Origin of the sequence: Acinetobacter sp. 8I-beige (assembly GCF_902505955.1) — a bacterium.
GTDB classification, from domain to species: Bacteria; Pseudomonadota; Gammaproteobacteria; order Pseudomonadales; family Moraxellaceae; genus Acinetobacter; species Acinetobacter johnsonii.
In genome coordinates this window covers 1,890,719-1,904,593 of the sequence record NZ_LR732790.1, presented here as the reverse complement: position 1 = coordinate 1,904,593, position 13,875 = coordinate 1,890,719, and the positions used below count along the sequence as shown (strand labels likewise).

Annotated in this window: 12 protein-coding genes; 6 read left to right on the top strand and 6 right to left on the bottom strand. The window is 42.7% G+C overall.

Translation table 11 applies throughout. The features are described 5' to 3' along the window. The first annotated feature begins 147 nt into the window (after positions 1–147). Together GVX98_RS09050 and GVX98_RS09045 are read left to right on the top strand one after the other, a co-directional pair. Complete coding sequence (locus tag GVX98_RS09050; protein ID WP_159127858.1) at positions 148–3,240, top strand: DNA translocase FtsK; 3,093 nt, start codon at positions 148–150, stop codon at positions 3,238–3,240. A gap of 57 nt (positions 3,241–3,297) precedes the next feature. Further along, entirely contained in the window at positions 3,298–4,203 is a 906-nt protein-coding gene (locus GVX98_RS09045; protein WP_159127857.1) for an AEC family transporter, read from the top strand. A gap of 64 nt (positions 4,204–4,267) precedes the next feature. Here GVX98_RS09045 and GVX98_RS09040 read toward each other — a convergent pair whose 3' ends face one another. From GVX98_RS09040 to GVX98_RS09015, 6 genes are all read right to left on the bottom strand, one after another. Then, on the bottom strand, positions 4,268–4,555 hold the full coding sequence (locus tag GVX98_RS09040; protein ID WP_159127856.1) for a PA4642 family protein: 288 nt from the start codon (positions 4,553–4,555) through the stop codon (positions 4,268–4,270). Between the two features lie 121 nt (positions 4,556–4,676). Then, positions 4,677–4,949: a cell division topological specificity factor MinE gene (gene minE / locus GVX98_RS09035; RefSeq protein ID WP_004694905.1), complete on the bottom strand. Its 273-nt coding sequence runs from the start codon at positions 4,947–4,949 to the stop codon at positions 4,677–4,679. 2 nt (positions 4,950–4,951) lie between these two features. Continuing rightward, positions 4,952–5,764, bottom strand: a complete 813-nt coding sequence (gene minD, locus GVX98_RS09030) for a septum site-determining protein MinD (protein ID WP_039889843.1) — start codon at positions 5,762–5,764, stop codon at positions 4,952–4,954. A 69-nt stretch (positions 5,765–5,833) separates the two neighbouring features. Next, the gene (gene minC / locus GVX98_RS09025) at positions 5,834–6,565 is read right to left on the bottom strand and encodes a septum site-determining protein MinC (protein WP_087014344.1); all 732 of its coding nucleotides are present in this window, start codon (positions 6,563–6,565) and stop codon (positions 5,834–5,836) included. Between the two features lie 123 nt (positions 6,566–6,688). Then, the gene (locus GVX98_RS09020) at positions 6,689–7,735 is read right to left on the bottom strand and encodes a preprotein translocase subunit SecA (protein ID WP_159127977.1); all 1,047 of its coding nucleotides are present in this window, start codon (positions 7,733–7,735) and stop codon (positions 6,689–6,691) included. A 13-nt stretch (positions 7,736–7,748) separates the two neighbouring features. Next, positions 7,749–8,681 carry an acyltransferase gene (locus GVX98_RS09015; RefSeq protein WP_159127855.1) on the bottom strand — a complete coding sequence of 311 codons (933 nt, stop codon included), beginning with the start codon at positions 8,679–8,681 and terminating at the stop codon, positions 7,749–7,751. Between the two features lie 257 nt (positions 8,682–8,938). Here GVX98_RS09015 and GVX98_RS09010 point away from each other — a divergent pair, with 257 nt between their 5' ends. From GVX98_RS09010 to GVX98_RS08995, 4 genes are all read left to right on the top strand, one after another. After that, a complete protein-coding gene (locus GVX98_RS09010; RefSeq protein WP_004984284.1) occupies positions 8,939–9,589 on the top strand; it encodes an OmpA family protein in 651 nt (216 codons plus the stop codon). 126 nt (positions 9,590–9,715) lie between these two features. Further along, positions 9,716–11,755 (top strand): UvrD-helicase domain-containing protein, encoded by a 2,040-nt coding sequence (locus GVX98_RS09005; RefSeq protein WP_004984285.1) that lies wholly within the window; start codon positions 9,716–9,718, stop codon positions 11,753–11,755. A gap of 43 nt (positions 11,756–11,798) precedes the next feature. After that, entirely contained in the window at positions 11,799–12,251 is a 453-nt protein-coding gene (gene dut, locus GVX98_RS09000; RefSeq protein ID WP_004694889.1) for a dUTP diphosphatase, read from the top strand. A 196-nt stretch (positions 12,252–12,447) separates the two neighbouring features. Beyond that, positions 12,448–13,875, top strand: a complete 1,428-nt coding sequence (locus GVX98_RS08995; protein ID WP_159127854.1) for a phosphomannomutase/phosphoglucomutase — start codon at positions 12,448–12,450, stop codon at positions 13,873–13,875.

Genomic DNA, 13,875 nt, shown 5'->3' with positions numbered 1-13,875 from the left:
AAAAATCATCTGCTCGCTATACATAAAGCATTTAAGAATAGTGCATCTTTTTATAAAGAAGAGGTGCATAATATGACGTTTATTGTGAAACTTTTGCTTTAGGTTTCGAACAAAAACATTAATGAAGAATTTGTTACAGGACAGTATATGACTGAGGTGTCGGGTGCTTATGCACAGCGCTTATTAATGACATTATTTTTAGTCTCGTTTGGCATTTATTTGTTCCTTGCTACCGTGACCTATACCCCATTTGATCCGGGCTGGATGCATATATCAAGTGATACTTTGCAAGTCTCGAATGCCAGTGGCGTTGCAGGGGCGTGGATTGCTGACTTACTGTTCGGTTTTTTAGGCTGGGCAAGTCTACTTATTCCTGTGTTTTTGTTCATTGAAGCCATTCAAGTCTGGTGGCCGCATAGTTTTTTAAACCGCCCATTTCGTTATGCTGCACAATTCTTTATTTTGCTTGCAACCGCCAGCTTACTGTTCTTGTTTTGGAAAGTTCCAGCAGACACTTTAGACAATGCCTCTGGCGGCATTATTGGTTATGAACTGGGACAAAGTTTGTCGCAGATTTTAACCATTTACGGTGCAACCTTATTTTTGGTCGTATTTACCTTGGTCTTATTGACCTTGGCTTTCGGTATCAAATGGAACCGTACTTTCGCGACCCTCAAAGCAACTCCTGCGTATTTACAAGATTTATTTTACCGTAACGTACCTGAAAGCGAGTCTGCCTTTGATCGTACGACGCCAAGCGTGAAAAAAGAAGTGATTGCAACGGCACCGAAAAAGGGTGTTGAAGTAACGGAGTTGGTCGAGGCGCCAGCCGTACAAGAGCTATCGGTTAAAGCACCTCAGCGCGACTATTCAGCCGAGCATTTGTTTAATGACATGGTGGCCAAAGAGCAACTTGTTCAAGAACAACAGGTGGACGTGGATGATGAAGTAGAGCTTGAGCGGACTATAGAAAAAGCGCACCAATTAGAACAAGACAGTCAACGTGTGGTGGCGACAGGAGAAGTGTGGCGTGCATTAAACTCAGGTGAAGATCAACGTCATAAAAATGATATTGATGCTTTACTTCGTGCTGCCGAAGAAGATCGCCCATTTAGCCCAGAACAACATTTTCAAGCAGTGGTACAAGATCATACAACTCCAATTGCTGATCCTAATTATTTCCAAGACGATGCCCCTGCACAGAAGAAAAATGTTGATTGGGATGATGATGAAATCTTTGACGAGCTGCTTGCTGCCGTACCCAATGGCAAAACAGCAACGGATGTTCACAGCCCCTTCAATACGCCTGAACCGGTGTCTCATTTACATGTGGTTGAAGATCCAATTGCGGTAGCCGAGGTTGCAACCTTAAGTGCTGCTGCAAGTCCCGTTGCATTACAACCAGCGCCGAGTGGAATTGCAAAAGCACAGCTTGATGAGTCGGATGATTTAGACGAATTCCTTGCTGAAGATTGGTCGGAGCAGAAAGTTGCTGCTTCAGATGTACGGACTAGCAGTAGTTATGCGCAGTCATCTGCTTTTGTACAAGCACCTATTCAGCATCATAATACCGTAAGCACAAGTGCTACAGCGGCTGTAGCCAAAGAAGTTTTGTCCAAAGAAGCATTTATTGAAGCATGGCAGGACACCGCTGGAAAACCGCAAGACGAAGAAGGGTTTGACTTTGATGCTCCATTGACTGATGCATCAGGCCGTCCAATGTCTTTGTCCATGCAAGTAGCAGAGCGTCGTCGTGATTTATCACCGCTGCCAGGACTGGATTTACTGGATGAAGTTGACCTCAATAAAAAAGTCAATTTCACTGCGGAACAGCTAGCTCGGTTATCTGAATTGCTTGAAATTAAGCTACAAGAATTTAATGTCAAGGCTAAAGTGGTCGAAGCACAGCCGGGGCCTGTGGTAACTCGTTTTGAGTTGGATTTAGCACCAGGTGTGAAAGCCTCTAAAGTTACCAATATCTCACGAGATCTGGCACGTTCAATGTCCATGGCATCTGTACGCGTGGTTGAAGTCATTCCGGGTAAACCGTATATCGGGATTGAAGTGCCGAATAGCACACGTGAAATGGTGCGTTTAATCGAGTTGTTGACTATTCCTGCTTTTACCGATCCGAATAGCATTCTTTCGATGGCAATGGGCAAAGATATTTCAGGTAATCCTGTCATTGCTGACTTAGGTAAAGCGCCGCATATGCTGGTTGCAGGCACAACGGGTTCAGGTAAGTCGGTGGCAGTAAACTCGATGATTTTATCGATGTTGTTGAAATATACGCCGAATGAGTTACGTTTAATTTTGATTGACCCGAAACAGTTAGAGCTCGCTAACTATAACGATATTCCACATTTGCTTACCCCTGTGGTCACGGACATGAAAGATGCAGTCAGTGCCTTGAACTGGTGTGTGAATGAAATGGAACGTCGCTATAAGCTGATGTCTTTCTTAAAAATTCGTAAGCTAGCGGACTATAACCGTAAAGTGGAAGAAGCGATTGCCAATGGCGAAGAGTTGATTGATCCGACCTGGAAAGCCAGTGATTCGGTTGCCGGTGAGCGTGCACCACGTTTGACCCCATTACCATCGATTGTGATTGTGGCGGACGAGTTTGCCGATATGATTATGCAGGTCGGTAAGAAAGCTGAAGAAATGATTACGCGTTTGGCACAAAAGTCACGTGCCGCAGGCATTCATTTGTTACTTGCAACGCAGCGTCCATCGGTCGATGTAATTACGGGTCTGATTAAAGCCAATATCCCAACACGTGTGGCTTTACGTGTGAACTCGAAAATTGACTCACGCACGATTTTGGATGCTGGTGGGGCGGAAGACTTACTCGGTCATGGTGATATGTTGTTCTTAGGGCCGGGTAAAATTGAACCTGAACGTGTACATGGTGCCTTTATTGCCGATGATGAAGTGAACCGCATCTGTGATGCTTGGCGTGAACGTGGCTCGCCAAATTATGTTGATGAAATCCTAACGCCATTTGATGAAGAGCCAAGTTCTCGTGGCTTTGAAGATGGTGATGGCGATCCAAACCGTGATGCACTTTATGACCAGTGCGTATCCTTTGTATTGGAAACACGCAAGGTTTCGGTGTCCTCGCTACAACGTAAGTTTAGTTTGGGCTATAACCGTGCCGCGCGGATTGTCGACCAAATGGAAGAAAATGGGATCGTGAGTGCGCAAGGTGCGAACGGTAAGCGAGAAATTTTAGTTTAAAAAGAAAGCCTGCGGATTGCAGGCTTTTTCTTAATCATTCAGTTTAGGCATCCAGTCATGCAAATTATTGATGCATTAATTCCATTGGTAGTACTCATTGCCATGGGGTATGTATTAAAGCGGTATCGCTTTTTAACGGTAGAATTTTGGCAAGGCGCTGAAAGACTGAATTATTGGATTTTGTTTCCTGTTTTGCTGTTCAGTAGTCTAGCCACCGTTCATTTTAATGTCGGGCAAGTCTTGCCAGCGCTTGCTGTGGTCTTTAGTGTGACCTTGCTGATGAGTGTGGTGCTGTGGGTATTAAAAGCGGTGTATGGTACGCCTGTGGCGCAATTTGGCGTCTATTTACAGAGTCATATTCGTTTCAATACTTATATTGGTTTGACCAGTATGGCTTTGATTTTTGGTGCTGCAGGGATGCAAGTCTTTGCCATGATTATTGCCTTTGTTATTCCTTTAGTGAATGTACTTTCCGTACTTGGTTTTTCTCAAGGGCAGGGACTGTCTTATAAAAATATTGCGTGGTCGGTTGCGAAAAATCCACTGATTCTCGCCTGTCTGGTCGGGATCATTTTTAATTTTTCAGGTATGCATTTGTCCGAGAGCATTAGCCAATCTTTAAAGCTGGTAGCAGGGATGAGCCTCCCGCTTGGGCTCTTGTGTGTGGGCGCAGCACTCCAGTTTAATGCGTTAAAATATGCGGGTCGAGCGCTAATCTTAAACACTTTTGGACGTTTAATCTTGGTGCCTATTTTAGCCTATGTAGGCTGTCTTTTATTTGGTTTAGCAACATTTGAAACCATGATTGTAGTGGTATTCTTCTCGCTCCCAACGGCTTCAGCAGCCTATGTCCTGACCAAATATTTTCAAGGGGATAGTCAACTCATGGCAGCAATCATTAGTTTGCAAACTTTGTGTTTCGGTTTGACTTTTCCACTTTGGATGTGGTTTTTACAGTCATAAAAAATGCCAGTCTCCTAGGAATGAACTGGCATTTGTAGATCATGCGCATTAAGCAGATCTAGGTTTAGGCGAATTTAGCCAAAACCTCTAAGAAGGGAGCTGCTTGACATGGATAAGCGGCAATCACGTCATGGATACGCTGACCTTCTGGATTGGTGGCATTAATGTCGCGACCATCCGTTTTAAATTGGGTGAGCAGTCGCTCATAATCACTTGGGCGCATGTGTTTAAATGCATGGTACAACACATGAAAATCGCCATTCACGCCTTCAGGAGGAAGCTGAGTTAAGTAGGCAAATACACGCTCATCTGACCATTCTTCATTGAACGTTGCTGGCTGAGATAATGCCATAGCAATCTCCTTGCTGGTTTAATCATTAAAAAAGGCAAAATATGGGAGACAAAGAAAATACTTTCTTGTGTCTGCGCATATTCTGCCTTGATTCAATTTGCTTGACTAATCAAAAATCAGATTAACGTTCTTCAGGCAAATTGATATTCATTTCAAGCATTTCAATATTCGCTTCAGAGCGTACAGCCATTTGAATGTGCTGTTCATCTACACCGCGAACATAGCGATTCACCACTTGCATGATTTCTTTCTTCATTTGGTCGATTTTGTCTTGGCTAAGACGTTTACCTAAACCACTTTCAGACGCTACGATGACTTTCAAACGATCCTTCGCTGTTTGAGCACTAGACGGTTTTTCATCATTACTAAAAAGCTTACTCCAAAATCCTGCCATGTCTACGCTCCAAATAGTCGTGCTAACCAGCCTTTAGGCTTCACCGTAATATGACGGTAAGGACGTTCGTCACCTAAGAAACGTGCCACAAGGTCATCATAGGCTTGACCTGCTGATTCTTCAGTAAAGAGAATCACTGGTTTACCTTCGTTCGATGCTTGTAAAACGCTCTTACATTCAGGAATTACTCCCAAAGTTGGCACACGTAAAATATCTTTAGAAATGTCGTCAATGGTTAACATTTCTTGTTTATCGGCACGTTCAGGGTTGAAACGTGTGATACACAAGTGTTTACGAATACGACCTTCATTCATTTCAACTTTTTTGGTTTTGCTGTCGAGCATACCAATAATACGGTCAGAGTCACGTACAGATGAAATTTCAGGGTTGGTCACAATAATCGCTTCATCGGCATGGTACATTGCTAAAATTGCACCGCGTTCGATACCTGCGGGTGAGTCACAAATAATGTAGTCAAACTCTTGTGACAACTCATCCATGACACGTGCTACGCCTTCATCAGTTAAGGCATCTTTATCACGGGTTTGCGAAGCAGGTAAAATATATAAATTCTCGATATCTTTATCGCGGATAAGCGCTTGTTGTAATCGAGCTTCGTTATTTAATACATTGACAAAATCATACACAACGCGGCGTTCACAACCCATGATCAAATCAAGGTTACGTAAACCTACGTCAAAATCGATCACAACAGTTTTGTGACCACGTAGGGCTAAACCTGTTGCAAAAGATGCGCTTGTCGTAGTTTTGCCTACGCCACCTTTGCCTGATGTTACGACAACAATTTTCGCCACCGAATCCACTCCTGTTATGGTTTAAATCCCCTTATTTATCATTTGGGGCTTTTGGTGTTTATTTATACATTAAAATTCAAGCGCTTCAAATACAAGCTCTTGTTGATCATTTAAGTAAATATGTGTTGGGCGTTTTAAATGCTGCGCTGGAATATCATCTGCAACACAATAGGTCCCTGCAATTGAAACCAATTCGGCTTCTAAAGCATGACAGAAGATGCGTGCAGCGCTGTTTCCGCCCGCGCCGGCAATGACTCTACCACGAGCACTACCATAAATATGTATATTTCCTGAAGCAATCACTTCCGAGCCACTGTTAATGCCTGCGGTAATAATGATATCGCCTTGATTTTGAACCAAGCACTGACCAGTACGTAAAATTTCGTCATGGTATGAAGTTGCATGGCGAATGACAGGTGCTGCCGCAACGGGTGCATTGGTAGAAGTTGTCGCAGCAGGGGCAGGGGCTTCAACCACTTGCTCTTTGGTTGCTTTGACTTCTTGAAGTTGCGAGCTAATACCATGTCCTTGCGCTGGAATCACAGGGAACTGAATGGCGCGGGCTTGTTCAGCCAAAATTCCTTCTTGTACTGCCATCGGCTGTACATCTAGATCCAGTAATAATTGAATCAAGGAAATTAACTCTTGCTCAACGCTACTTTCCAGAACAACTAACGCCCCAGCAGTCGATGCATTTTGTAATGTTTTACTTAATTGCTGTCGGATTGCATCATGATCATTGGTGTCAAGGGTAATGCGAATCGCATTGACCATTCTGCCAGTTATCCGGATATCAGCCATAATTTTTCCTTAAGACTTCTCAGATTTATTTTTTACTAAAGAAGTGATGTTGTAAATAGAGCAAATCCTAGAACAAAATGAAGGATTGCACTAGCTGCGTTTGTAATATTTTTACCTTAATGCTTATTCTTTGGCTTGATCATCTTTTTCAAGCTCTTCTAACCACTGTTTCACCTTAACTTGCTTGCGAATGGCATCCAAACTTTCATAGACCACAGACTCAACCAACTGTTCCAAAGACTGATTATCGATTTTTAAATTACTGACTTTTTCAGCTATCAAGCGATAGGTGACATTGGGCTGTGCTGGATTTCCCACCACCATCGGTTCCAGTAAACCTTGTGTGATGTTTTCACCAAGTCGTTGTCCGATACTTTGAATTTGTTGCTCAATTCTTCCACCCACAATTGGGATTAAACGCAGTAATTGGGTGAGTTCAGGGGTATCTTCAATCGCACGATTCACAATCAGACCAACATTTTGAGCAATAAAATATTGACGTTGTTTCAGTTCAGTGGCGAGAGATTCTTGTAAAATTTCAGCCAATGCTTGTGCAAATAAAGCCCGATGATGATCGACGAGGTCATGGATAATTTTTTTATGGGTCGAACTGGTATTTAATTCGTGCTTCACCCCATCCAAGACGGTAATCACGACGCGGTCAGAGAGTTCTTCCATCACCACACGGTAGTAAAATTTGGCTTTGGCTTGTACCGACTCAGGAATCACGTTATAGCCTAATTCATGCAGTCGAAAAGCAATCACCCCTGCACGAAATAATCTTAAAAAACGTAAATGAGGAATAATCGCTAAAATTTCGTACCAATGAATGAAGGGAAAGAAAAACCAGCGACGATGGTGTCGATAAACGATCGCAATGCCCCAACGCACCAATAGTTCAGTAATCAAGAACAGAATAAACCAAGCTTCTGTGGTGATGACCCACGGATGTAAATGCTCACGATAGACGGTTAAGACACTTTCTAGGTGAATGGCATGAAAAAACCATCCACCAATATTGCTCATGATAAAAAAATTAGCACATAAACAAAACAAGTTAAAAATGATGAGAAACACCATAAAAATGTCATAGATCAAAAACAGTTTGAAATACAAACTTTGTGGATCAACCTGATGATATTTAGACTTTTTGACTTGGTTATTCTGCATCATGCATAGACCCTTACTGGGTTGAATTGGAGGTTGAGTATTTGGCTTTCATTTTTTCAATCAACTGGTTTTTTTCAGCCCAAAGTTGATCGACCCACTGTTGGAATTGTTCACGAAAGTGAGCATCGTCTTCATAGTTTCCAGCGAGTACCCATGTAGGAATATCAATTTTACGCAAATTAACCGCAATCCGTGGGACTTCCCCGAGCCAAAATTCGCTATAGCCAGGTGCGCCGTCGGGATAGACAATGGTCATATCTACTAAGGCATCAATGTCATTACCTAAAATACTTAAGGCTAAGGCCAAGCCACCCGCTTTCGGTTTAAGTAAATTTTGATAAGGCGATTGCTGCTGTGCATGTTTTTCTGGAGTAAAACGCGTGCCTTCCAAATAGTTTAACAGGGTGAATGGTTGGCTAAGCAGTTGTTCACAAGACTTGCGTGCCTCTTCCATATCGCGTGTTTTCAACGCAGGATTTTTCGCAATTTGTTCTTTACTATGCCGCTTCATCATCGGGAAGCCTAGAATTTTAAAAGCTTGGCCGACAAATGGAATAAAAATAAGTTCCCACTTGGTAAAGAAACGGGTGAGGGGCATACGGGTTAAACCAAAATATTGGTTAACCGTGGTGTCGACCCAACTTTGATGGTTGCAAGTCATCAGGTAACGACCCTGCATACTTAGCTCAAGATCATCATCAACAGAAATGTCCCATTTCGTGTTGGGCAAGACATGATCGATTAAATAATTGTTCACAGCCAGCCAGCTGTTGGTGATTTGAATATTGGTCTCATCCACTTTTTTAGATTTTTTAAACAGTTTGGTCAGGCCGAGTGCCAGCACTGGCGGACCATGAAAAAAAGTACTGCCTGTAATGACTGAACCAACAGTTAAACCACGTGTGATTTTTTTTAATAAAGGTTGTTTTTGGTTTGGCGATGACATAAAAATAAACCCTAAAATATAATGCGTTTCGCAACTCGTTCTATTTTCTAAAGGTCAATATAGTACGGGATGATCAAATAGAAAAGCACCAAACATTAACTGTGTAGAAATTGTGACGAAGAAAGCCTTGAAAAGGAAATTTTTTATTACATATTGTAAATAAAGGCTTTATTATTAACAAAAAATCAATGGTCTAGATCATCGTTTTACGACAATATTCGTTCTATAAACAAAACACACAAAGAAGGAGGCATGCGATGCGTGCACTAGCAATTTCCGCAGTCGTTGGGGCAATGGTTCTTACAGGTTGTCAAAGCACTGGTAATAACATTGGTGGTGTAGAATACGATAAAGCTGCTCTAGGGACCTTAATTGGTGCTGCTGCGGGTTATGGTATTTCTAAAGGAAGTGCAAATACTAGCCGTCAAAACAACCGTGCTGCAGCAATTGGCGCAGTTGTCGGTGGTGCAACTGGTGTTTACCTTGACAACAAAGAGAAGAAACTTCGTCAACAAATGGCGGGTACTGGTGTAGAAGTTAACCGTAATCCAGATGGTTCTGTAGGTTTGGTTATGCCAGGTAACATCACTTTTGATACCAACAAATCAAACATCAAGCCGAACTTCTATTCAACTTTAAACAAAGTTGCGCAAACCTTAACTGAAGATAACAAGAGCGGTATTCTTGTAACGGGTTATACAGACAGTACAGGTAATGATTCAATCAACATTCCTCTGTCTCAAGCGCGTGCGCAATCTGTAGCAAGTTACTTGGCATCTCAAGGTGTTTCTACAACACGTATTAATGCACAAGGTCAAGGTTCAGCAAACCCAATCGCGTCTAACGCGACTGCTGAAGGCCGTGAGCAAAACCGTCGTGTAGAAATCAGCATCTACGCAATTCAATAATTTTTATTGAAGACTGAAAAACCACCTTCGGGTGGTTTTTTTATGACTGTTAAAATATGAATTTGCATTATGCATCTGTAGCGGAGATGACTATAATCGAGCTCGGAATGAAATAGAGGAAAGACTATGTCACTGGCAAGTCAGTTAAACGACAAGCAACTTGAAGCCATGAAATACACTCAAGGACCCTTGTTAGTACTTGCAGGGGCTGGTTCAGGTAAAACTTCGGTGATTACCCGTAAGATTGCCTACTTGGTGAAACACTGCGGCATTCCTGCTTATCGTATTACCGCGATGACGTTTACCAACAAAGCAGCACGCGAAATGAAAGAACGTGTCACCAAGCTGCTGTCACGTGAAGAGGCAAAAGGGCTTTCAGTCTCGACCTTCCACACCTTTGGCCTAAACATGCTGCGTTTAGAGCTGAAACACACACCATTAAAAAATAATTTTTCTATTTTAGATGCGGACGACTGTAAGCGTATTTTGATGGACTTGATGCACCGTGACAATTTATCCGGTGCGGAAAGTAAAGAACTGATTGCTAAAGCCATGAAGATGATTTCAGATTGGAAAAACGATCTGATTCCACCTGAGCAAGCGCATACCACTTGTGAAACAGCTGAAGATGTTCAATTTGCGCACTTATATCAGTTGTATGAGCGTAATTTGCGTGCCTATAACGCAGTCGATTTTGATGACTTGATCGTGATGCCGACGCGTCTTTTACAAGAAAATGTAGAAGTTCGTGAGCGCTGGCAAAATCGTATTCGCTATTTATTGGTCGATGAGTATCAAGACACCAACACCGCACAGTATATTTTGGTGAAATTGCTGGTCGGGGTGATGGGACAGTTCACTGCGGTGGGTGATGATGACCAATCGATCTACGCATGGCGTGGTGCCAAGCCTGAAAACATGGCTTTGCTCAATGAAGATTTTCACAATTTAAAAGTAATTAAGCTCGAACAGAACTATCGTTCGACCAGTCGTATTTTAAAAGCGGCCAATACCGTGATTGGTAACAATCCGCATATTTTTGATAAAAAACTGTGGTCAGATAAAGGTCATGGTGAAGTAATTCGAGTGATTACGTGCCGCAATGATGACGATGAGTCAGAACGCGTAGTGAAAGACTTAATTACCCATAAACTGATGAATGGTAAAAATTGGAAGGATTACGCCATTTTGTATCGGGGTAACTTCCAAGCACGTGCATTGGAAACACAACTGCGTCAAATGCAGATTCCGTACAAATTATCAGGTGGTCAGTCGTTCTTCGGACGAGCTGAAATCAAAGACGTGATGAGCTATTTGCGCGTCATTATTAATCCTGAAGATGACAGTGCATTTTTACGGATCATCAATACACCTAAACGTGCCATTGGGCCTGTGACTTTAGAAAAGCTGGGGCTGTTTGCACAAGAAAATCATTTGTCTTTGCTCTCTGCCGCAGGTGATCAGCGTCTCACCATGGTGATTCCTAAAAAAGCCACCACGCAGTTGGCGGAGTTTGCAGACTTCATTACCACCTTTACCCGTGAGTTGCTTGAGGATGATGAACCTGTACCGATTATTCGCAAGATGATGGTTGAAGCGGGTTATATCGACTATGTCAAAGAGTCTGCGGCGACGCCTGCGCAAGAAAAAACCAAGCTTGATAATATTGAAGTGCTGTATAGCAGTATTCAAAGTTTGATTAACCGTGCTGAAGATGTTGATGAGAAAAATATTGAAAGTGTAATTCGTAAAATGGTGTTGCTGGATATGTTAGAGCAGCAGCAAGAAGAAGAAGACACTGACAAAGTAAACCTGCTCACGCTGCATGCATCTAAAGGTCTAGAGTTTCCATATGTCTATCTGATTGGTCTTGAGGAAGAGTTACTGCCGCATAAAAACTCGATTGCCGCAGATACAGTTGAGGAAGAGCGTCGCCTGATGTACGTGGGCATCACCCGTGCGCGTCAGGGTTTAACCATCACGCTTGCAGAACAACGTAAGGCAGGCGGTCAAATGAAGCAAATGACACCAAGTCGTTTCTTGGATGAGTTGCCGCAAGATGAGTTGGAATGGCTGGGGCGTAAAAAGAAACTGGCGGGCAATGTCGATCCGAAATTACAAGCGCAGCATTATTTAGACAATTTACGTGCGTTGATTAAGCGCTAAATATTTTTTTGTTTTAGAATTTTATTGTACTAGGAAAAAGAGAATGAAAGTTCAGGTTAAAGTGTTGGATTCACGTTTAGGCAATGAATGGCCAATGCCAACTTATGCGACAACGGGTTCAGCAGGCTTAGACCTTCGTGCATGTGTCGATGCTGCGACCGTCATTGAACCGGGACAAACTGTTTTGGTCAAAACGGGTTTATCTATTTATATTGAAGATCCACACTTTGCAGGTTTAATTTTACCGCGTTCAGGCCTAGGTCATAAGCACGGTATTGTTTTGGGTAACTTGGTGGGATTAATTGATTCGGACTATCAAGGTGAATTGATGGTGTCAGTTTGGAACCGTAGCCAAACAGCTTTCAGTTTAGAACCGGGTGAACGTCTTGCACAATATGTACTCGTACCTGTGATTCAAGCACAGTTTGATATTGTAAATGAATTTGAAGCGACAGAACGTGGTGCAGGTGGTTTCGGACATACTGGTCAAAACTAATCTGTCAGTGATAAAGTAAAACAACAAAGCCTCTCCATGAAAGAGGCTTTGTTGTTTTAATGCTGAATGATCATTTTTAGTTCATAAAAAGTTACAACTCTTTTTTGAATCCTTAGTAAAATTAAATGCAGCGTTAAGCATAACAACAAGGACAGCTGAAAGAGCTGTTGATCTGAATAAATTAGAAGTTAGACCTATGGATTTTCAGCCAAAATTTCCTGCACATATTTTTCGTGCCTATGACATTCGTGGCAAATTGGATGTCATGAGTGCTGAGCTGATTCGTGCCATTGCACAGGCGCTCGCAACTCAATATTTAAAGACTGGGCAGACACGTTTAGCCATTGGTTATGATGCCAGACAAAGCAGTCCTGCTTTTGCAGAAATTATTTACAAAGAATGTCTTAAACAGGGTCTAGATGCGCAGATCATCGGATGTTGTGCTAGCCCTGTGTTGTATTACACGGCACGTCAGTTTGATGGCAATGGCATTATGGTGACAGCCAGCCACAATCCGAAGTCGGATAATGGGATCAAATGGATTATGCAGGGTGAGCCTCCTTTACCTGAGGCAATCCAGCAGGTGGCACGCGATGCAAATGAATATTTTGACAGCCGCGCAGAGATGAACTGGCAAATGTTGCCACATCAGATCGTGCCTGAATATTGTCTGGCTTATCAGGCGGCGTTGCTCAATGATATACAGCTCATGCCTCAACCTCGACCCTATAAAGTAGTGGTGGATGGTTTATACGGTTCAGCGGGACGTTGTGCCGTCTTGGTCTTAAAGAAACTCGGCTGTGAGGTGCATGCTTTACGCTGTGAGGCCAATGGTGAATTTCCTGAACATGCCCCCGATCCATCTCAAGCCAAACATCTAAATCTGCTGCGTAACGCCGTGCAGCAACAGCATGCCGATATCGGTATTGCCTTTGATGGTGATGGTGATCGTGTTGTATTGATTGATGAAAAGGGCGTAATCATTTCAGCAGACCGTTTATTGTCCTTGTTTGCGCACATGTGTTTGGCCGATCATCCTGAGCATGAAGTGGTTTTTGATGTGAAATGTTCCACAATGGTTCGAAATACAGTATTGGCTCATCAGGGTATTCCAAAAATGATTCGCACAGGCAGTTCTTTTTTGCGGAAATATTTGGCGCAATCCCATGGACAAGCTATTTTTGGCGGTGAATATGCAGGGCATTATGTGTTTAATGATGGTCGTGGTTTTGGTTATGACGATGGTTTATATGCCGCACTACGTGTGTTGGAATACCTAAGCTTGAAGCAATGCACTTTGTCAGAAGCGCTAGCAGCCTATCCAGAGCGTGCCAGTACAGAAGATATTTATATCAGCACCCATCAGATTTCACCCGCGCTGGTTTTAGCGAATGTGGAAAAACAAAGTCAGCACTTTCAAGCGGAAATGAGTAAAATTGATGGCGTAAGACTTGATTTTGAGGATGGATTTGGCATTATTCGAGCATCGAATACAGGCGAGTATTTTACCGTACGTTTCGACGCGGACAGTAATCAGCGGCTCCATCAAATTCGCCATAACTTTGTGCACATGCTGACGGCAGATTATCCGCAGATTGCACAAGACCTATTAGACGCCCATTAA